Source organism: Allokutzneria sp. A3M-2-11 16, from assembly GCF_024213555.1.
Classification (GTDB): Bacteria; Actinomycetota; Actinomycetes; order Mycobacteriales; family Pseudonocardiaceae; genus Allokutzneria.
Map to the genome: position 1 here is coordinate 568,804 of NZ_JANAVO010000001.1, position 17,745 is coordinate 586,548.

Consider the following 17,745-nt stretch of genomic DNA (forward strand, 5'->3'; position numbering starts at 1 on the left):
AACCCCCGCCGCAGCCGTCTCAAACCGCATCAAACCCCGGGATGACCCCGAGGTATGACGCGGTTTGAGATCTCCGTGGCGGGGGTTCGCTGGTCTTGAAGACGGGTCAACGGCGGGGCAGCAGCAGGATCACCTTGGTGGCGTTGCGTTCGACGGCCGCGCGCGAGTACAGCAGTGGGAAGTACTCGCCCTTGTGCCACGTGGACGCCAGATCGCGGTAGTGCTTGCTCGCCGGGTCACCGGACTGGCCCGGCGTGTTGATCGCGCGCGAGGCGTCCCAGTTGCCCACGTCCAGCACCATGCGGAACGACGCGCCACCGGTCTGCTTGAAGTCCGGCCCGAAGGACGCCGCGTCCGGGGTGTCCGCCGAGCCACCGCGCGGGAACGGGCCCACGTCGACGTTCGGCAGGTGCCCGGACAACGGGTGCTGGAACAGGGTCTGGTGCAGGGTCCCCCACTGCCAGGCGGCCGGGTCCGCGCCGAGGCGCTTCTCCGTGTCCCGCCACGCCGCGGCGAGCGTGTCCACGACGAGCTTGTCCCGCTTCGCCTTGGCGTCCTGGCCGAGCCACCGCTCCGGGTGCTCGATCACGTCGAGCACCACCTCCGGGTCCGGAGCCTGGCCCAGCTGCGCGAGCGCGGGCACGGTCGCGGCGATCACCGCGGCACCGAGGTGCTTCACCCGCCACACCTCGTACAGCGCGGCCGGGCCGGACTTCGCGTCCAGCACGTGGTTCCACCCGCGCAGCGACTGGAGCGCCTTGGCCGCGACCGGATCGGTGCTCGTGACGTCCTTGAGCGCGGCGGTGACCCGGCGGGCCACGACGGAGAGCTGGTCGTTCTGCAACCGCTCGGAGTCCTGGATGCTCAGTTTCTCTTTGCTGCCAAGCACTTCGTGGATGCGCTGGGAGCGGAACGGGTCGGCCCACTCGTAGCCGAGCTTGCGGTCGCGCGGGTAGTCCTCCGGCAGGTTCTCCTCGTTGGCCGTTGCCAGGAAGCCCTTCGCCGGGTTCACCGAACGCGGCAGCTGCTCACCGTCGTAGTAGCCCTCCCACTCGTAGCGGCCGTCGCCGGGCACCGGCAGCAGACCGTCGAAGGCCGGGCGCTTCGGCGCCATCCCGCCGGGCAGCCAGGCGATGTCGCCCTTCGTGTCGGCGTAGACCTGGTTCTCCGGCGGCCCGCCCCAGGTGCGCATGACCTCGCGGAACTGCGCGAGGTTCTTGACCCCCATGTACTTCAGGCTGCCGAGGTACGGAGAGGTGCCGGGCTCGAACCACACGCTGCGCAACGCGTACGACTGGTGCCGGGCCTGGTCGGTGTGCAGCACCACGCCGTGCCGGGTGAAGTTCAGGTCGACCTCGCGGGCCGCCTCGCCCTTGACCGCGATCTTCTCCTTGACCGTGCGCACCGGCTCCCAGGTGTCCTTGAAGCGGTAGCGGCCGTGGTTCGCCGGGTCCAGCTGCTCGACGTAGAGGTCCTCCTGGTCGATCGAGAAGATCGTCAAGCCGAACGCGGCCGTGCCGTTGTGGCCGATGGACACGCCGGGGAGGATCGGCTCGCCCGCGCCGATCACGTCGAGCCCGGGTGCGGACAGGTGCTGGATGTAGCGCCCGGACGGCGCGGGGAGCACCCGGTGCGGGTCGTTGGCCAGCACGGGCCGCCCGGTCTCCGACTTCTTCGCGCCGATCACCCAGTTGTTGCTGCCCTCCTGCTGCTCGGCGGCGTTCAGCTCCAGCTTCTGCCCCTTGAAGGACACCGCCTGCGTGCCGAGCCGGTAGGTGTTGATCACGTCGCCCGCGTTCTCGGTGACCGCGCAGGCATCCAGTCCGTCGGGGACCTTCGTGGTCCACTTCGGCTCCAGGTTGGCGCGCACGCGGTCCGCGTCGAGACCGGCGAGGCACGTGGTCATCGCGCGCATGATCTCGCTGTAGAGGTTGCGGACCAGACCGTGGCTGCGAATGCGCACCACGTCCTCCGGAGCCCACCGCGCCGGTTTGTGGCCGAGCTTGCGGAACTCCTCCGGCAGCGCCTGCGGGTTCTGACCGACCCAGTCCACGTACGCGTTGATGCCGTTCACGAACTCGGTGATGGTCTGCTTCGCCTGCGGGCCGTAGGAGGCCCACTCGCGCTCCATGTCACCGCGGTACAACAGCATTCGCGCCGCGTGGTCCTGTGCGACCCACGCGGGCCCGAAGGACTCCGCGAGCTGTCCGAGGCCGCGTTTGCGCCACAGGTCCATCTGGAACAGACGGTCGCGCGCGGCGTTGAAACCCTGTGCGAGGAAGAGGTCGTCGGAGTTCAGCGCGTAGATGTGCGGCACGCCCCACTTGTCGACGACCATGCGCACGGGCTGATCGAGCCCTCGGACCGCGTAGGTCGTCGGTGTAGCCGCTTGCGCAGGAACCGCGACTGCGGAGACGAGCACCGCCGCGACCAGTAACAAAGCCCGCATGTAGACCCCCTTGGCAGGACTCACAGACTTCATAGCCTCGCGACGGCCCACCAAGAAGGCCATAAAAGGGAATTAAACTTCGGCCCGCAACGCACGCGCGATGAAGGCGACCTCGCGCTCCATCCGGTTGCCGCGCTCTGACCAGTCCGGAGTGTGCCGCGCGACGGAGTGGCGGTAGCTGACCGCGAGACCAAGCAGTTCGGCCGCGCTGTCCACGTCCGCGGCCTCCGGACAGACCGCGACCAGAACGTCCCGGATCTCCTGCACCATTCGGTCGAAGCGCCCGTGCATGGCCTCGCGCACCGCGTCGTGGGTGTCGGACTCGCGCCACAGCAGGTGGCTCAGCAACGGGGAGGAGTCGAGCCGTTCGTCGAGCGCGGCAACGAGGCGGCGCAGGCTCAGCTCGACGTCACCGGGCACCACGACCTCGGCGGCGTCGACCGAGTCCTCCGGCAGGCGCCGCACCAACTCGGCGAGGAGATCGGGTTTGCGTCGGAAGTAGTAGTGGACCAACCCCTTGGGCACACCGGCCAGCTCCGCGATGCGCGAGGTGGGTGTGGCGTCGAAGCCCGACTCGGCGAACAACCGCTCCGCCGCATCGAGGATGCGTTCCCTGGCCGACATCCACCATCCTCACTGATCATCCGCACGCTGGTTGGGCCGTCTTCAAGTACCACGCACCCGGTCTCCGGACGTCTCAAACCACAGCACACCTCCGGGCCCGCCGGGGGTTTGCCGTCGTTTGAGACCGATTCAGCGGGGGTTGGTTGTACTTGAAGACGCCGCAACCCGCCGGGCGCATGCGGGCGCGGGCGGCCCGACGTGCCGCCCGCGCCATGGTTGGGGATCAGTTCCGGCGAATCAGTGCGATCCGGCGAGACCGCTGTGCGCGGCGTTCGCCTCGGGGAGCGCGGCGGCGCCGGCCGCGACGGCCAGGACGCCCACGATCCACGAAGTCCACGCCGCACCCATCAGATCCGCGTATCCCATGGCCCACGGGGCGATGAACACCAGCGCCCCGATCACCATGTGCGTCCACTCGCTCGCCACCGAACCGGGCATCGCGAGGGACCAGAGACCGGCAAGACCCAGCAGAGCGCCGAAAACGATCATCGTCCACATAGCCCGGTCGGTCGTCTCGGACCACATGGGTGTCAGCATCAGCACCACGCCGAGCACGACGGCTGCCCAGTCCTGCCAGCGAGTCCACGCTTTGGCCATCACGCCACCTCCGTACCGCGTCGAACTCCGGCGCTCGCACGCCCTGCCGCGCACGGGCGCCCACTCCCGATGGTGCGCTTGGTTGGCCGCCCGGTCAAGATTGGCGGGGGCAGTTGGCCGCCCGGCAATCGGGGGATTCCGGAGTGCAGTGCCTCACAGCCGAGGCGCTGGATCGATTACCGGCCAGTAACCTCCGGCCCACCTGCGGGTATGAACACCGCTGATATGTACCCGATCACCTGGAGGTCTGCCGTGCAGAAGATCCTCGACGCGATCCTGGCCGACGAGCTCGACGCGCTGGCGTCCCTTCCCGTGCCGGACAGCTATCGGGGCGTCACGGTGCGCAAGAGCGAGCAGGACATGTTCGCGGGCCTGGAGAACCGGGACAAGGACCCGCGCCGCTCGCTGCACGTGGACGAGGTGCCGACGCCGGAGCTGGGCCCGGGCGAGGCCCTGGTGGCCGTGATGGCCAGCGCGATCAACTACAACACCGTCTGGACATCGATCTTCGAACCGCTGTCCACATTCGGCTTCCTGGAGCGCTACGGCCGCACATCGGAGCTCAACGCACGGCACGACCTGCCCTACCACGTGGTCGGCTCCGACCTGGCGGGCGTCGTGCTGCGCACCGGTCCCGGAGTGAACGCGTGGAAGCCCGGCGACGAGGTGGTCGCGCACTGCCTCAACGTCGAACTGGAGCACCCCGACGGACACAGCGACACGATGCTCGACCCGGAGCAGCGGATCTGGGGCTTCGAGACCAACTTCGGCGGCCTGGCCGAACTGGCGCTGGTCAAGGCCAACCAGCTGATGCCCAAGCCGAAGCACCTCAGCTGGGAGGAGGCCGCCAGCCCCGGCCTGGTCAACTCCACCGCCTACCGCCAGCTCGTCTCGCGCAACGGCGCGGACATGAAGCAGGGCGACGTCGTGCTGATCTGGGGCGCTTCCGGGGGCCTCGGCTCCTACGCGACGCAGTTCGCGCTCAACGGCGGCGCCACCCCGGTGTGCGTGGTCTCCAGCCCGGAGAAGGCCGAGATCTGCCGGAAGATGGGCGCCGAACTGGTCATCGACCGCGCCGCCGAGGGCTACAAGTTCTGGAAGGACGAGCACGAGCAGGACCAGCGCGAGTGGAAGCGCTTCGGCGCGAAGATCCGCGAGCTGACCGGCGGCGAGGACCCGGACATCGTCTTCGAGCACCCGGGCCGCGAGACCTTCGGCGCCAGCGTCTACGTGGCCAAGCGCGGTGGCACGATCGTGACCTGCGCCTCCACCTCCGGCTTCAACCACAGCTACGACAACCGTTACCTGTGGATGCACCTGAAGAAGATCGTCGGCTCGCACTTCGCGAACTACCGCGAGGCGTGGGAGGCCAATCGTTTGATCGCCAAGGGCGCGGTGCACCCGACGCTGTCCAGGGTCTACTCGCTCGAGGAGACCGGCCAGGCCGCTTACGACGTGCACCGCAACGCCCACCAGGGCAAGGTCGGCGTGCTGTGCCTGGCTCCGGAGGAGGGGCTCGGTGTTCGCGACACCGAGTTCCGGGCGCGGCACGTCGACTCGATCAACCGTTTCCGGGGTGTGTGAACGCTTTCCCGGCGACTGATCACAGTGGACAGTCGGAAATTCGGCGGGCACACACCGGTGGGGTCTGAAGTTTTCCCCCGAGTACGGGTAGCGTGAAGCCATGGGCCTTGCCGATGACCGCGAGCTCGTGCCGCTGGGGTCAGGCTTCGACATCGTGAAGCGCGGGGGCTACAACCGCGCCCAGGTGGAGGAGCACCTCGAACGGCTCGACTCGGACCTGCGCATCCTCGCCGCGGACCGCGACGCCGCCGTCTCCCAGGCGGCCGATCTCGCGCGCCAGCTGGAAAAGGCGCGTTCGGAGATCGAGGACCTCAAGGGTCAGGTCGACCGGCTGTCCAAGCCGCCGACGACCCTTGAGGGCCTCAGCGAACGGCTGCAGCGAATGCTCCGTCTGGCCCAGGACGAGGCGAGCGAGACAAAAGCGCGCGCCGAGGCCGAGGGCCGGGAGATCAAGGCGAAGGCGGAGAAGGATTCCGCTGCGCTGCGCGTGCGCTACGAGCAGTTGATCACCGAGCTGGACAACCGGCGGGCGGAGATGGAGGCCGAGCACCAGAACGTGCTCGACACCGCGCGCACCGAGGCCAAGCGGATCACCGACGAGGCGGAGCGGGCGCGGCAGGAGGCCGACGCGGCGTCGGCGGCCAAGCGCAAGCAGGTCGAGGAGGACTTCGAGATCGCCATGGCCTCGCGTCGCGCCGAGGCCATGCACGCGCTCGCCGAGACAGAGGCGGCCAGCAAGGCCGAGGCCGACCGCCGGGTCCGCGAGGCGACCGAGGAGGCGAACAAGCGCGTCCTGGACGCGACCGAGGACAGCAAGCGCCGCGTCGCCGAGGCGACCGCGGAGGCGCAGCGCCTCGTCCGCGAGGCGGGCGACGAGAGCAGCCGCAGGCTCTTCGAGGCCACCGAGGAGGCCAAGCGCCGCCGCACCGAGGCGGTCGACGAGGCGGCCAAGCGGATCCGCGAGGCCACCGAGGAGTCCGCGCGCCGCGTCCGCGAGGCGACGGCCGAGGCGCAGCGCCTGGTGCGCGAGGCGACCGAGGAGTCGACCCGCCGCGTGGAGTACGCGACCAAGCGCGTGCAGGAACTGCGCGAGCTGCGGGTGAAGGTGGCGGGCCAGCTCAAGGAGATGGAGGCCCGGCTCGGCACGCTGCGCACGGAGCTGAAGTCGCGGCTGGAGAAGGCCCGCGCCCAGCTCAAGACGCAGCTGGAGGCGGCCCGCACCGACCTGGTCTCGCGCCTGGAGACGATGCGCACCGACCTGGACACGGAGCTGGAGTCGGCGACCGGCAAGGGCGACACCGAGCTGGGCTCGGTGCTCAGCGGGGTCGGCGGCGAGCTCGACTCGGTGCACACGGCCTTCGTCGAGGCCAAGCCGATCCTGGACCAGGCCGAGGACGAGCAGGAGGTGCTGAACAAGCCCGCCCTGCCACCGCAGAAGCCGCAGCAGCCCCAAGGCAAGCAGCCGCCCCAGCCGCCAAAGCAGCAGCCGCCCGCGCAGGGCGTGCCGCCGTCATCGGCCAAGCCGTCCGGCACCGCGCCGCCGCTGGACCAGCCCACGCAGCAGTTCAAACGGCCGATGCCCGCGATGGAGGCACCGACCAACCGCATGGGCCAGCAGACCCAGCAGCAGCGCCCGCCGCAGCAGCCGACCCAGGTGATGCAGAACCAGCAACAGCAGCACAAACCGCAACAGCAGCAGCCACGGCAGCAACCCCCGAAGCAGCAGCAGAAACAACAGCAGCAGAAGTCCTCGGGCAAGCCGCCGCAGCGCCAGCGCTGACGTGTTGTACCCAATGTGGCATTTGTTTCGTCAGACGTAACCAATGCCACATTGGGTACACAATCGCTGGGTCAGGAGAGCCAGTCGAGCAGGACTCCGGCGAACTCGGCGGGGCGTTCGATCGGCGGCAGGTGTCCGCACGCGGGCATGAGCACGAGTTCGGCGTCGGGCAGCAGGTCGAACATCTCCTGGGCGGCGGTGGGCGGGGCGAGCTTGTCCTGCTCCCCCACGACGACCAACGTCGGCACGTCCAGTCCGCGCAACGTGTCCGTGGAATCCGGACGAGCCGCCATTGCCCGCTGGGCCCAGGCGATCCCCTCCGCGGACTGCGCGTCGATCAGCGCGTGTGCGGCGCGCACGGCGCCCGGCCGCAGAGCGTGCGTGCTCGCGCCGAGCAGCCCGTCGAGGACCGCGTCGGCGAGCCAGCCGGTCCCCTCGGCCTCGACGCGCTCGGCCATCGCGAGGCGTCCGGCGCGCTGCTGCTCGGTGTCGGCGACCGCCTTGGTGTCGACGAGGATCAACTTCTCGACCAGCGAAGGTGCTTGGCGCAGCAGGGACATCGCCACGTAGCCGCCCATCGAGATCCCGCCGAGGACCACCCGCTCCAGCCCCAGCGCCTCCAGCTGGGCCAGCACGTCCGCGGCCACGACGTCCAGGCTCGGCACGGGCGCGGTGCCCAGCGGCCGCGCGCCGAGCCCCCGCTGGTCCGGGGTGATCACCGTGAAGTGTGCTTCCAGTGGCGCGCGTATCGCGTCCCACATGCGTGAGTCCAGCGGAAACGCGTGCAGCAGCACCACCGCGGGGCGAATTTCGGTGTCGTCGGCGCTCATGCCTGCCTATCCTGCCCGCGTGACTGAGACTCCACTGTTCGTGCTCACCGGCATCTCCGCGAGCGGCAAGACCACGATCGGCCGCCTGCTCGCGGACTCCTTCCCGCGGAGCGCGTTCGTGGAGGGCGATCTGGTCCGCGAGATGGTGCGCTCCGGCCGCGTGGACATGAGCCCCGAGCCGTCCGAGGACGCGCTCGGCCAGCTGCTGCTGCGCTACCGCCAGGCCGCGACGCTGGCGATGTCCTTCCAGGACGCGGGCTTCGCCACGGTCGCGGAGGACGTGATCATCGGTGATGTGCTGAAGGACTACCTCGACGTGCTGCGCGGGCGCCAGGTGCACCTGGTGGTGCTGGCCCCGACGCCGGAGACGGTGCACGCGCGCGAGGCGGCGCGGAACAAGACCGGCTACGACACGTGGGCGGTGACGGCGCTGAACAAGATCCTGCACGAGCAGACCCCGCGCCTGGGCCTGTGGCTGGACACCTCGGCGCAGACACCCGAGGAGACGGTGGCGGAGATCCTCGCGCGCAGGGCGGAAAGCCTGCTCGCGTGATCGACACCGGCCGCCTGGTACTGCGCAGGCCGACCGCGGCGGACCTCCCGGCGGTGGTGGAGATCCACGCCGATCCGGAGACGAACCGGTTCAACCCGCTCGGCCCGGCCGACGAGGCCCGCGCCACCCGTGACCTGATGTCATGGCTGGCGCACTGGGCGGTGCACGGTTTCGGCTACTGCGCGATCGCCGAGCCCTCGGGGTTCGTCGTCGGCTTCGGCGGTCTGCGCACGCACGTCTTCGATGGCGAGCCGGTGCTGAACCTGTACTACCGCTTCCGCCCGTCGGCGTGGGGCAAGGGCTACGCGCCGGAGATGGCGCGCGCCGTCGTGGACTGGGCGCGGGAGCACCGCCCCGAACCAGTGTTGATCTTCACCAAGTTCGACAACGCCCCCGCGATCCGGGTGGCGGAGAAGATCGGCTTCACCAAGCTGTGCGAGACCGTGCTCGAAGGCGCTCCGGCCGTGGTCTACGGCGCTCAGGAGACGATCTTGACCTGATGCGTCGTCGACGGGCCGTCCCAGGTGCGGGGCAGCGGCGTCGGCACGTCCGGCACGATCGCGGCGACGAGCTGGTCCAGCGCCTCCTCGGCGTAACCGACCAGCAGGTGCTTGCCCCCGGCGACCGGGATCACCTTCGCCTGGGGGATCGCGGCGAACCGCTCGCGGGCCTGCTCCGGCTGGAGGTTGTCGTCGTGCTCCGGCACCAGGCAGTACACCGGTTTGCCCGACTTCGCCCAGGTCTCCAGGTGCTCCGGCTCGCTCCAGCGCAGCGGCGGGGAGATCAGGAACAGCCCCTGCACGAGCGGGTCGCAGCCGTGCACCAGCGCCAGGTCGGTGCCGAAGGACCAGCCGACCAGCCACACGTTCGGCAGGTCGTGGAACTCGGCGTACTCCAGCGCGGCGGCCACGTCGAACCGCTCGCCGACACCGCCGTCGAACTCGCCTTCGCTGCGCCCGGCCTCGCTCGCGGTGCCGCGGGTGTTGAACCGCAGGACCGCGACGTCGGCCAGCGCGGGCAGCCGCCACGCCGCCTTCCGGTAGAGGTGCGAGTCCATCATCCCGCCGTGCGTCGGCAGGGGGTGCAGCAGCACGAGCGTCGCCTTCGGCTCGCCCTCCGGCAGGGACAGCTCGCCGATCAGGTTCAGCCCGTCCGCGGTGTGCAGGGTGATCTGCTCGCGGCGCGCGGGGAGGACGGTGTTCGCCCGGATCTCAGTAGTCATCTCGGCCCCGATCTTGCCACTCGACCGGGCTGCCGCGGGGGCGATGAGCGTCACGACCAGCGCCTGGTCGGTCCCCTCCGGCTCCGCGCCGACCAGCAGCCGTTGTGCCAGTGCCGCCGGTCCGCGCTCGAGCCGTGGTCGTCGGCGGGCCAGGCCACGACGTGCGGCGTTCCCGGGACGATCTCGTGATCGCAACCGGGGCAGCGGTAGTGCTTGGTCGCCTGCGACCCGGCCACGGTGCGCACGAGCCAGTCCCCGTCCGCCCCGCTCTCCGTGCGCGCCCAGCCGACTCCGCCCCCGAGATCGCGGTCGGGGCGCTTGTCGCGGCGGTTGTGGCGAGGCACGGCACGACCCTAGCTCTCGCGGGGGAGGCGGTTGGCCCGCTGGTGGGAGCCGTCACCGCGGCCGTCCGACCAGGGTTGATCCCATCGACAACCCCAGGGGGAAACGAAGATGAAGATCGTCGCAGGAGCACTCGCCGTGCTACTGGCATCCGTGATGACCGCGGGCGCCGCCACGGCCACCGCCACGCCCGCGCCCGCCGAGCCGGAGGGGAGCCTGGTCGGCGCCGCGGGCGGCAAACTGGGCGAGATCTTCGGTCCGCTGGCCGGAGACCCCGTGCGCTTCACCGTGGACGCGAAGGGCACGCCGGGCAAGGTCGGCGGCACCTTCCACGTGCTGCACACCAAGCCGGACGGCGGCGCGTTCGCGGAGTTCTCCGGCAAGGTCGACTGCCTGGTCTCGGCACACGGACAGGCCGTGGTGACCGGGATCGTCGAGCGCGAGGCGCTGCCCGGACTGCCGCCGGGGACCTCGATCATCGGCAAGCGCATCGGTCTGTCGGTGGACGACCGTGGCAGGCACGGCGACCGCATCGGCTGGAGCTGGTTCACCGGCGGCTTCGTGAGCACCCTGCCGTGCACCAGCACCGTCCCGTTCTTCACCACCACAACCGGCGACTACAAAGTCCGCTCCATGTTCTAACCGCCCCGCCCCGGGTTCACCACCGTTTGCGACCGCTGAGACCGGGGTGCGGTGTACTTGAAGACACCCCAATCTGGGCGGCGTGTCAGGCTGAGTGGAGCGACGTTCGAGGAGGCTGGGTGGTCCGGGAACAAGCGGGGCAGGTGCTCGCGGCGAACCTCCGCGCGCTGCGCGAGCAACGCGGGCTCTCGCTGTCCGAGCTGGCGCGGCGCTCCGAGATCGCCAAGGGGACGCTCTCGCAGCTGGAGTCCGGCACGGGCAATCCGACCATCGAGACCGTGTTCAGTTTGTCGAACGCGCTCGAAGTCCCGGTGTCGTCGTTGCTGACCGAGCGCGTCGCGCAGGACGTCGTGCTGATCCGCTCGGCCGGGCTCGACGTGCTCAGCGGGGACGCGGTCGACCTCCGCATGCTGCGCCGGGTGGACGTCTCGGAGACGGTCTTCGAGCTCTACGACCAGCGCGTTCGGCCGGGGCGGACCCAGCGTTCGACCGGCCACCCCGGGCGCGAGCACACCTTTGTGACGTCGGGATTTCTCCGTGTCGGCCCGACGGACGCGCCGTACACGCTCGGCCCGGGGGACTACGTGTGCTTCTCCGCGCAGCAGCCGCACGTCTACGAGGCGGTCGACGGGCCGGTGACCTCCGTACTGCTGCTGGAGTACCCGGCGACGGCTGGACCGGTGCAGTTCTGCGCGCACGGTTGACCCTCGCCGGTCGACCTGCCTACGCTCTGATCGTTCATTTCACTGAACGATGCGCGGAGGTTCCGTGGCACATCCCGAGGTGGTGGTCGTCGGCGCGGGCGTGATCGGCGCCGCGTGCGCCGAGGCGCTGACCGCACGCGGGATCTCGGTGCTCGTGCTCGACCGGGGCGCCCCGGCGGCCGGGACCACCGCGGCGGGCGAGGGCAACGTGCTGGTCTCCGACAAGGAGCCCGGCCCGGAACTCGTGCTGGCACAGGCGTCACGACGCCGTTGGCCCACGCTCTTGGCGGAGCTGCGGGACGAACTCGGGCCGGATGCCGCCGAGGTCGAATGGGACCCCAAGGGCGGTTTGGTCGTCGCCACCTCTCCTGCCGCGGCGCAACCGCTGGCGGGCTTCGCCAAAGCCCAGCGCGGCGCAGGCGTTGACGCCCGTCAGATCACCGCGGATGAGGCCACCGAACGTGAAGCGCACCTGACCAAGAAGATCGCCGCCGCTGTCCACTACCCCGAAGACGCGCAACTGCAACCGGTTCTGGCCACGGCGACGCTGCTCGCCGCAGTGCGCAAGCGGGGCGGAGAAGTCCGGGGCAACACCGAAGCGCTAGGCGTGGATCGCACTGTGCCGGGAGCAGTCAAAGCCTTGCGCACCAAGCACGGCAGCATTCCGTGCGGCGCGGTGATCAATGCGTGCGGGCCGTGGTCCGGCGCATTCTCACGCGCGGCGGGAGCGCCCATCGACATCCAGCCACGCCGCGGAGTGGTGCTCGTGACGGCACCGCTGCCGCCGAACACGGTGCGGCACAAGGTTTACGACGCCGACTACGTGGGCGCAGTCGCGAGCGGGGATGCCGACCTCCAGACGTCAACTGTCGTGGAGTCCACACAAGCGGGCACTGTGCTCATCGGCTCCAGCAGGCAACGCGTCGGCTTCGACGACAGCCTTCGCGTTGAAGTGCTCCGCGAACTCGCGCGCAAGGCAGTGAACCTCTTCCCGTTTCTCGCCGACGTGCAGATCATGCGGTCATACGGCGGTTTCCGGCCCTATGCGCCCGATCACCTCCCCGTCATCGGCGAAGATCACCGGCTCTCGGGCTTGTGGCACGCGACGGGCCATGAAGGCGCGGGAATCGGCCTCGCCGCGGCTACCGGCCAACTCCTCGCCGAGCTGTTCACCGATCAGGCTCCGCACGTGGACCCCGCACCGTTCCGAGTGGACAGACAGCCATGACGATCCCTGAGGGCTTCTTCTGTGGCATCGGCGTCTGCCACGGATGCGTCCGAGCTCCGCTCAATGTCCGTGCGTGCCAACACGTTTCTGATGCTGTTCCGTTCTCCGCGATGCACACCACGGACATCGTCGTTGTAGGCGGTGGCCCTGCGGGCGTGGCAGCGGCCAAGGCAGCGGTCGCCAATGGCGCCAGCGTGACGCTGATCGACTCCGCTCCCCTACTCGGCGGCCAGTACGGGCGCCAATCCATCGACTCCGCTTACGTTGGCATTCCGGGCGCTCAGCACCTCGCGAACACTGTCGTGTGGGCGATCGAGCCGGGCAAACGGCTGCACCTGCGCAGCGGCCCGCTCGATGCACCGGGTCGCGCCGCCGCAGTCCTGGACGCCAAGATCCTGATCCTGGCGACCGGTGCGTACGACAGGGCAATTCCCTTTCCTGGCTGGGATCTGCCCGGCGTCTACACAGCCGGAGCCGCCCAGGCACTTGCGAAGAGCCAGCGCCTCGCGGTGGGAAAACGCGTGCTGGTCGCGGGCACCGGCCCGTTCCTGCTTCCTGTCGCGGAGTCGTTGGTGGACGTCGGATCACAGGTTCTCGGCGTGCTGGAGGCGAACTCGCCGACCCGCTGGCTGCGCGGAGCGTTCGCCGGACGCAGCAAGCTCCCTGAGCTGACCCGATACGCCGCGATGCTCGCGAAGAACAGAATCCCCTACCGTCCAATGAGGACAATCATCGCCGCACACGGCACGGAACGCGTCACCTCGGCCACCACGGCAAAGCTCGACAGGGACTGGAATATCGTTCCAGGCTCGGAACAACGCGTTGAGGTGGACGCGGTGTGCGTCGGATTCGGTTTCGTTCCGCAGCTCGATCTCGCTGTAGCAGCGGGATGCCGTGTTCGCGATGGCTTCGTCGAGGTCGACCACGCACAGCAGACTTCCGTGACAGGCGTGTTCGCCGCTGGCGAGATCACCGGCATCGGCGGTGCCGATCTCGCTGCGGCAGAAGGCGAAATCGCCGGAACGGTCGCGGCCGGAGGCCAGGTTCACAGCCGACGATCTGTCCATAAAGGACGCACGTTCGCCAGAGCGTTGGCGAAAGCGCATCCGGTGCGGCCTGGTTGGCGAACCTGGCTCACCCCGGACACGATCATCTGCCGCTGCGAGAGCGTCGGCTACGGCGCGCTGCGGCGAGCGGTCGAGCAGCGGCAGCCAGCAGATCTGCGCACACTCAAGCTGGTCAGCCGTGTCGGACTGGGCCGTTGCCAGGGCCGGATGTGCGGTCGCGCCGTCGCCGAGCTGACCGGCATCCCCGAAGCCGTCCGCCGCCCGATCGCCGCGCCCGTCCGGCTCGGTGAGCTAGCAGAGGAGGACCCGGCATGACCCAGGACCGGCTCGACGGCGTCATCGTGGCGACCGCGCTGCCCTATGCCGAGGACGCCTCGGCACCGGCCGGGCTGCGGCCCGACCTGGACCGCTACGCCGACCACTGCCGGTGGCTGGTGGACAACGGCTGCCGTGGCGTCGGCCCGAACGGATCGCTCGGCGAGTACTCGTCGCTCACCGACGCCGAGCGCAGGACCGTCGCCCGAGCGGCGATCGAAGCCGTTGGGGCGCAAGGGGTTGTGGTAGTCGGCGTGCACGGGGTCGGCGCGCACCAGGCCCGCTACTGGGCGGAGGCGGCGGCCGAGGACGGGGCGGACGGTGTGCTCTGCCTGCCGCCGACGATGTACCGCGCCAACACCGGCGAGGTGATCGACCACTTCGAGCAGGTGGCGAGCGTGGGCCTGCCGGTCATGGTCTACAACAACCCGATCGACACGAAGGTCGACCTGACGCCCGCGCTGCTCGCGGAGATCGCCGCGATCGACAACGTCGTCGCGGTCAAGGAGTTCAGCGGTGATGTCCGGCGGGTGCTGGAGATCCGCGAGCTGGCGCCGGAGCTGGCCGTGGTCGCGGGCGCCGACGACGTGCTGCTGGAATCGCTGCTGATGGGCGCGACGGGCTGGTTCGCGGGCTTCCCGAACGTCTTCCCCGCCGAGTGCGCTGAGCTGTTCTCCCTTGCCCAGCAAGGAAAACTCGCCGAAGCACGAGCGCTGTACGAGCCGATGGTCGCGGCGTTCCGGTGGGACTCGCGGGTGGAGTTCGTCCAGGCCATCAAGTACGGCATGGACTTCGTCGGCCGCTTCGGTGGGCCCTGCCGCCCACCACGCGGCCCGTTGAGCGCGGAGCAGCGCGCCCGGCTCGAAGCCGACATGAGGAGAGCAGTGACATGAGGTCCTTCACCGCGATCGACTCGCACACCGAGGGCATGCCGACGCGCGTCATCACCGATGGCGTCGGTCCGATCCCCGGCGACACCATGGCCCAGCGGCGCGAGTACTTCATGGCGCACATGGACGACATCCGCCAGCTGCTGGTCAACGAGCCACGCGGGCACGCGGCGATGAGCGGGGCCATCCTGCAACCGCCCACGCGGCCGGACGCCGACTGGGGCGTGCTCTACATCGAGGTCTCCGGCTGCTTGCCCATGTGCGGGCACGGAACCATCGGCGTGGCAACGGTTCTCGTGGAGAACGGCATGGTCGAGGTCACCGAGCCGGTCACCCGCGTCCGCCTCGACACACCGGCGGGCCTCGTCGTGGCCTCGGTCGCGGTGTCCGAGGGCCGGGCGAAGCACGTGACGTTCGAGAACGTGCCCGCCTACGCGCACGAACTCGACGCGCGCGTGGAGGTCCCCGGCTTCGGCGAGGTGCGCTACGACATGGCTTACGGCGGGAACTTCTACGCGATCCTGCCGCTCGACCAGATCGGTATTCCGTTCTCCCACAACGAGAAGCACGCGATCATGACGGCCGGACTGTCCATTATGGACGCCATCAACGCGCAGCGGCGTCCCGTGCACGTGACCGACCCGACGATCTCCGGCTGCAAGCACGTGCAGTTCACCGCGCCCGGTCGCGACGGCAGCCACTCCCGCCACGTCATGGTGATCCACCCCGGGTGGTTCGACCGCTCGCCCTGCGGCACCGGCACGTGCGCCCGGATGGCGCAGTTGCACGCGCGCGGCTCATTGGGGCTCGACGAGGACTTCGTCAACGAGTCCTTCATCGGCACCCGCTTCACCGGCCACCTGCTCTCCACCACGCGGCTGGGCACCCAGGAGGCCGTCATCCCCACCGTCACCGGCCGCGCCTGGATCACCGCGCGCGCCACCTACCTGGTGGACCCCACCGACCCCTTCCCCCGAGGATTCGTCCTCTGATCCGGTTACGGTGTGGTTGCCGCCGAGGAACCGGCGACCGCAGATACACGGAGGTGTTATGAACGCCGAGGAACGACCCGCACGCCGCGACCCGAGCCGCCTGGTCGACGCTTCGGGCTTCAGGGAGTACGTGCGCGACGGCTGGGGCCCGGCCGACCGCGCCGTCCGCCTGACCCCCGGGGCGCGCGAGGCCGCCGCGGCGCACCGGGACCGGCTCAGCGCCGAGTTCCCCGGCCTGCGGGTCGCCATCGCCTCCGGCCGCGCCCCGGTGCGCTCCAACGACACCGACTTCGACTTCCGGCCCGACAGCGACTTCTCGTGGCTGACCGGCTGCGACGCCGAGGGCGCCGTGCTCGTCATGCACCCGCACGACGGCGGGCACTCGGCCGAGCTGTTCCTGCGCGAGCCCGCGGGCCCCGGTGACCCGGACTTCTTCGCCAACGCCCGTGACGGCGAACTGTGGATCGGCCCGGTGCCGGGCATGAAGGAGTGGTCGGACGCGCTCGGCCTGCGCTGCCGCCCGCTGGAGGAGCTGCCCGTCGCGCTGCGCGGCAGGCTGCCCGGCGTCATCGCCGTCACCGGCGTCGAACCGATGCTCGACGCGCTGGTCTCCGTCGGCCCCGTCCAGGCCGCCGCGCTCCGCCGTACCGTCGCCGAGCTGCGCCGGATCAAGGACGACTGGGAGATCCGCCAGCTCCAGGCCGCCGTCGACGCCACCGTCCTCGGCTTCGCAGAGGTCGCGGGCGAACTGCCCGCCGCGATCAAGGGCGGCGGCGAGCGCTGGCTCCAGGGCACCTTCGACCGCAGGGCCAGGACCAGCGGAAACGGCGTCGGCTACGCCTCCATCGTGGCCGCCGGGCCGCACGCGCCCGTCCTGCACTGGGTACGCGCCGACGGCGGTGTCCCGGACGACTCGCTGCTGCTGCTCGACGCGGGCGTGGAGGTCGACACGCTCTACACCGCCGACGTCACGCGGACCTTCCCGGTCAACGGCGAGTTCAGCTCCGCCCAGCGGCAGGTCTACGACCTGGTCCTCAAGGCGCACCTCGCGTCCATGGCCGAGGTCAAGCCCGGCGCCGACTACCGCGGGTTCCACCGCACCGCGATGCGCGTGCTCGCCGAGGGCCTGCACGACTGGGGCCTGCTGCCCGTGTCCGTCGACCAGGCGCTCGACCCCGACGGCCAGCAGCACCGCCGCTACATCGTGTGCGGCGTCGGCCACTTCCTCGGCCTCGACGTGCACGACTGCGCCAACGCCCGCGCCGAGACCTACCACGACGCGCAGCTCGAAGTGGGCATGGCGCTGACCGTGGAGCCCGGCCTGTACTTCCACCCCAACGACCTCACCGTTCCGCCGGAGCTGCGCGGCATCGGCGTGCGCATCGAGGACGACCTGGTGGTCACTCCGGAGGGCTCCCGCGTGCTGTCGGACGCACTGCCGATCGCCACCGACGAGGTCGAGCAGTGGGTGCGCGCCCAACTCCGCTGACCCGCGTTTCCCCGTTTCGTACTCATAGCGGGCCAAGAGCCCGTTATGAGCACGAAACGGGTCAGCCGAGCTGGTGCGGCAGTGCCGCCTGGATGAGCGGTTCCCAGAGCGCGCGGATATCCCTGGGCACAACAACCTCCGGCCACATGTCGACGAGCAGCGCGCCGTCGATGTACTCAAGGATGTCCTCGGCAGTGCCCTCGCGGAGCACTGTCTCGTAGCAACGGCCGCGATCACCTCGATCAGCGAGGTCGAAGATCTTGCCCGGATAGGACCAGTTCAGGTGCAGCGGCAGGCCGACCTTCGCGAACGCCTTCCGAAGGTCGAGCCTCGGCAACCGATTCGGCACCGTCGCGATGCGTCCGCGCTAGACGACGTGGTCCGCGAAGGAGATCGCGGGCTCTTCAGTCATGAACGAAGCCTGCCGTACCGGTCTC

Annotated in this window: 18 protein-coding genes; 11 read left to right on the forward strand and 7 right to left on the reverse strand. The window is 69.9% G+C overall.

Going from position 1 to position 17,745, the window contains the following annotated elements; translation table 11 throughout:
- Positions 1 to 106 precede the first annotated feature (106 nt).
- The 3 genes from NLX83_RS02840 to NLX83_RS02850 all read right to left on the reverse strand — a co-directional run bounded on the left by NLX83_RS02840 (position 107) and on the right by NLX83_RS02850 (position 3,670).
- The gene (locus tag NLX83_RS02840; RefSeq protein WP_254233296.1) at positions 107 to 2,449 is read right to left on the reverse strand and encodes a penicillin acylase family protein; all 2,343 of its coding nucleotides are present in this window, start codon (positions 2,447 to 2,449) and stop codon (positions 107 to 109) included.
- Positions 2,450 to 2,521: 72 nt separating this feature from the next.
- A complete protein-coding gene (locus NLX83_RS02845) occupies positions 2,522 to 3,073 on the reverse strand; it encodes a TetR/AcrR family transcriptional regulator (RefSeq protein WP_254233297.1) in 552 nt (183 codons plus the stop codon).
- Between the two features lie 237 nt (positions 3,074 to 3,310).
- Positions 3,311 to 3,670, reverse strand: a complete 360-nt coding sequence (locus tag NLX83_RS02850) for an SPW repeat domain-containing protein (RefSeq protein ID WP_254233298.1) — start codon at positions 3,668 to 3,670, stop codon at positions 3,311 to 3,313.
- A gap of 210 nt (positions 3,671 to 3,880) precedes the next feature.
- On the opposite strand from NLX83_RS02850, the gene ccrA reads away from it, so the two are divergent.
- Both ccrA and NLX83_RS41725 read left to right on the forward strand, forming a co-directional pair.
- On the forward strand, positions 3,881 to 5,254 hold the full coding sequence (ccrA, locus tag NLX83_RS02855; RefSeq protein ID WP_254233299.1) for a crotonyl-CoA carboxylase/reductase: 1,374 nt from the start codon (positions 3,881 to 3,883) through the stop codon (positions 5,252 to 5,254).
- 100 nt (positions 5,255 to 5,354) lie between these two features.
- Entirely contained in the window at positions 5,355 to 7,034 is a 1,680-nt protein-coding gene (locus NLX83_RS41725) for a hypothetical protein (protein WP_308209263.1), read from the forward strand.
- 71 nt (positions 7,035 to 7,105) lie between these two features.
- On the opposite strand, the gene NLX83_RS02865 is transcribed toward NLX83_RS41725, so the two are convergent.
- A complete protein-coding gene (locus tag NLX83_RS02865) occupies positions 7,106 to 7,864 on the reverse strand; it encodes an alpha/beta fold hydrolase (protein WP_254233300.1) in 759 nt (252 codons plus the stop codon).
- A 19-nt stretch (positions 7,865 to 7,883) separates the two neighbouring features.
- Here NLX83_RS02865 and NLX83_RS02870 point away from each other — a divergent pair, with 19 nt between their 5' ends.
- Positions 7,884 to 8,417, forward strand: coding sequence for an AAA family ATPase (locus NLX83_RS02870; RefSeq protein WP_254233301.1), 534 nt, complete (start codon positions 7,884 to 7,886; stop codon positions 8,415 to 8,417).
- A complete protein-coding gene (locus tag NLX83_RS02875) occupies positions 8,414 to 8,917 on the forward strand; it encodes a GNAT family N-acetyltransferase (protein ID WP_254233302.1) in 504 nt (167 codons plus the stop codon). The genes NLX83_RS02870 and NLX83_RS02875 overlap by 4 nt, the downstream gene beginning before the upstream one ends.
- Here NLX83_RS02875 and NLX83_RS02880 read toward each other — a convergent pair.
- Both NLX83_RS02880 and NLX83_RS02885 read right to left on the reverse strand, forming a co-directional pair.
- Positions 8,896 to 9,693, reverse strand: a complete 798-nt coding sequence (locus NLX83_RS02880; protein ID WP_254233303.1) for an alpha/beta hydrolase — start codon at positions 9,691 to 9,693, stop codon at positions 8,896 to 8,898. The two genes, NLX83_RS02875 and NLX83_RS02880, sit on opposite strands and share 22 nt — an antisense overlap.
- Positions 9,690 to 9,983 (reverse strand): hypothetical protein, encoded by a 294-nt coding sequence (locus tag NLX83_RS02885; protein WP_254233304.1) that lies wholly within the window; start codon positions 9,981 to 9,983, stop codon positions 9,690 to 9,692. The genes NLX83_RS02880 and NLX83_RS02885 overlap by 4 nt, the downstream gene beginning before the upstream one ends.
- A gap of 109 nt (positions 9,984 to 10,092) precedes the next feature.
- Between NLX83_RS02885 and NLX83_RS02890 the strand changes: the two genes are divergently transcribed.
- The 7 genes from NLX83_RS02890 to NLX83_RS02920 all read left to right on the forward strand — a co-directional run bounded on the left by NLX83_RS02890 (position 10,093) and on the right by NLX83_RS02920 (position 17,308).
- On the forward strand, positions 10,093 to 10,623 hold the full coding sequence (locus NLX83_RS02890; protein ID WP_254233305.1) for a hypothetical protein: 531 nt from the start codon (positions 10,093 to 10,095) through the stop codon (positions 10,621 to 10,623).
- 119 nt (positions 10,624 to 10,742) lie between these two features.
- On the forward strand, positions 10,743 to 11,327 hold the full coding sequence (locus NLX83_RS02895; RefSeq protein WP_254233306.1) for a helix-turn-helix domain-containing protein: 585 nt from the start codon (positions 10,743 to 10,745) through the stop codon (positions 11,325 to 11,327).
- Between the two features lie 64 nt (positions 11,328 to 11,391).
- Positions 11,392 to 12,555, forward strand: a complete 1,164-nt coding sequence (locus tag NLX83_RS02900; RefSeq protein WP_254233307.1) for an NAD(P)/FAD-dependent oxidoreductase — start codon at positions 11,392 to 11,394, stop codon at positions 12,553 to 12,555.
- Positions 12,556 to 12,665: 110 nt separating this feature from the next.
- Positions 12,666 to 13,937: an NAD(P)/FAD-dependent oxidoreductase gene (locus tag NLX83_RS02905; RefSeq protein WP_254236054.1), complete on the forward strand. Its 1,272-nt coding sequence runs from the start codon at positions 12,666 to 12,668 to the stop codon at positions 13,935 to 13,937.
- On the forward strand, positions 13,934 to 14,830 hold the full coding sequence (locus NLX83_RS02910) for a dihydrodipicolinate synthase family protein (protein ID WP_254233308.1): 897 nt from the start codon (positions 13,934 to 13,936) through the stop codon (positions 14,828 to 14,830). The genes NLX83_RS02905 and NLX83_RS02910 overlap by 4 nt, the downstream gene beginning before the upstream one ends.
- Entirely contained in the window at positions 14,827 to 15,819 is a 993-nt protein-coding gene (locus NLX83_RS02915) for a proline racemase family protein (protein ID WP_254233309.1), read from the forward strand. Before NLX83_RS02910 ends, NLX83_RS02915 begins: the two co-directional genes overlap by 4 nt.
- A gap of 58 nt (positions 15,820 to 15,877) precedes the next feature.
- Positions 15,878 to 17,308 carry an aminopeptidase P family protein gene (locus tag NLX83_RS02920; RefSeq protein ID WP_254233310.1) on the forward strand — a complete coding sequence of 477 codons (1,431 nt, stop codon included), beginning with the start codon at positions 15,878 to 15,880 and terminating at the stop codon, positions 17,306 to 17,308.
- Between the two features lie 61 nt (positions 17,309 to 17,369).
- Here the strand turns inward: NLX83_RS02920 and NLX83_RS02925 are convergent, their stop codons facing one another.
- Positions 17,370 to 17,657, reverse strand: coding sequence for a hypothetical protein (locus tag NLX83_RS02925; protein WP_254233311.1), 288 nt, complete (start codon positions 17,655 to 17,657; stop codon positions 17,370 to 17,372).
- Positions 17,658 to 17,745: the final 88 nt, after the last annotated feature.